A 1,687-nucleotide genomic window follows, 5' to 3' on the forward strand; every position below is an offset into this window, starting at 1 on the left:
CATAAGGTCACTCCGAAAAGACCGGGAAACGGCATTGCCGGAGGATAATGATACCAGTACGGAATGTGCCGCCATTACGGAAACGGATCGTCCCACCGGTACACGAACGGCCCGCCCCAATTTCAGAATAACATAATGACATAATAAAATAAGAGTCTTTTTTTATAATGGAATCCCCGTATCTTATTGCCATATCGGAAAAATGTTTCCATGTCCCGCCATGTTATGCCAATGTTGTCACCGGATCATAATTCATAAAGAAAAAAACACTCTGTGTATAAGTATTTTACGAGCAAATTAAAGTCGTTCATCCGGTGGAAAGAAAATGAAGGAGCGACCGGTATGACAACCGACCGCCCCTTCATTCACGATCCCGTACGGAACTTTTCTAAAGTTCCTCCGGCCTGGTTCTCGCCTCCCGGTAGCAGCCGTCAAGCAGCTTCTCGATGTCGGAAGAACGGTACAGTATCTTGCCGCCCAGCCGGGTGAAGGCAAGCAGACCGCTGTCACGGTACTGTTGCAGGCTGCGGCGGCTCACTTTCAGCTTTTCAGCCAGTTCGCGGTCCGTATAGAAGTTCTCGCCCGCCATCGCCGGTGACCTGCCGGCAAAGAGACGCTCCATGGAAACGGAGAGACGTTCGACGGTGGAGAAGAACTCTCTTATATGCTCGCTGCTCTCACGGGTGAGCAGACGGTTATCGGTATTCATCATGACTTGATCTTTTTTTTGTTCGACATTCGTTTTTCATGGCCTTTCAGATCGACCTTCCCATACTTTCAGCCCGCTTGCGGCGCTCCTCCACTATCCGGATGATACTTTCCACGTCCCCGGGCTTGTAATATGTCTTGTGGCAGATCTGTGTGTATGCCAGCGTGCCGTTGTCACGGAGGGTCTGCAGGGTTCTCGGGCTGACCTTCAGCAGCAGGCACACCTCCTGGTTGTCCAGCCATTTCTTCTCCTCCATGTCGCCGTACAGCCGGCAGAGGGTGTCCAGCCGGTCCGCAAACGTCCGGAAGGCCGAGAGCATCGCCTCGAAGGTCCTTGCCTCAATGTTCACTATTTCCATAATCACTGTAATTTCAGGTTTGACATCTGTTTCATTCTCTTTTCGGATCCGGATTCCGTTCCGCAATTTAGTGAATCCCGGCGGAACGTCCTGAATTTCAAGACAGGATGACTACCTTTGACACCATATGCGTACTTGTTTCATCTGCAAAGTAAATGATTGTTCCCGGATATGGTTCCGCCCCTTCATCAGATGTCATTATATGTCATCAGATGTCATGGAAATCGGATTTTAATATTCATTTGCTTTTAGTAAACAGACGTTCAGATCCGTTCCCGAAGAGTGGGAAATTTCCGGTGCGTATATTTGTGAAGTCATCACCGTCAGACTGATCCAACAATATGAATAACACGGCAAACCCCGCCAATCGGACCCGGCCGTTTCACAGCACTTGTTATTATCGTTTTATTTGCTTCCGACAATCGGGCAAACGGGTAGACCGTGCCCACAGTATCAACCATCTAAAATCCATGTACAATGAAAAGTGAACCGACTGAAAAAACGAAAGGGAAGAAAATGGCGGTATCCGAAACCGCAGACAGAAAGAACGGCCGTAGTCCCGGAGCCGGCCACGACGAGTGGTGGGAAAGACTCATGATGGAACCCGGTCCGGGGGAATC

General features: G+C 49.6%; 2 protein-coding genes and 1 pseudogene. 1 reads left to right on the plus strand and 2 read right to left on the minus strand.

The window, feature by feature from the left end:
• Positions 1-388 precede the first annotated feature (388 nt).
• Entirely contained in the window at positions 389-712 is a 324-nt protein-coding gene (locus KTG12_RS21225; protein WP_004295308.1) for a helix-turn-helix domain-containing protein, read from the minus strand.
• Between the two features lie 43 nt (positions 713-755).
• On the minus strand, positions 756-1,067 hold the full coding sequence (locus tag KTG12_RS21230; RefSeq protein ID WP_004295307.1) for a helix-turn-helix domain-containing protein: 312 nt from the start codon (positions 1,065-1,067) through the stop codon (positions 756-758).
• Between the two features lie 477 nt (positions 1,068-1,544).
• Here KTG12_RS21230 and KTG12_RS21235 point away from each other — a divergent pair.
• Positions 1,545-1,687: pseudogene (locus KTG12_RS21235) on the plus strand (DUF3408 domain-containing protein); the annotation flags it as partial.

Origin of the sequence: Parabacteroides sp. MSK.9.14, assembly GCF_019041495.1 — a bacterium.
Classification (GTDB): domain Bacteria; phylum Bacteroidota; class Bacteroidia; order Bacteroidales; family Tannerellaceae; genus Parabacteroides; species Parabacteroides merdae.

Bases quoted from the DNA above. Each gene is read 5' to 3' on its own strand.
- KTG12_RS21225 (WP_004295308.1), bottom strand. From the start codon at position 712: ATGATGAATACCGATAACCGTCTGCTCACCCGTGAGAGCAGCGAGCAT.
- KTG12_RS21230 (WP_004295307.1), bottom strand. From the start codon at position 1,067: ATGGAAATAGTGAACATTGAGGCAAGGACCTTCGAGGCGATGCTCTCG.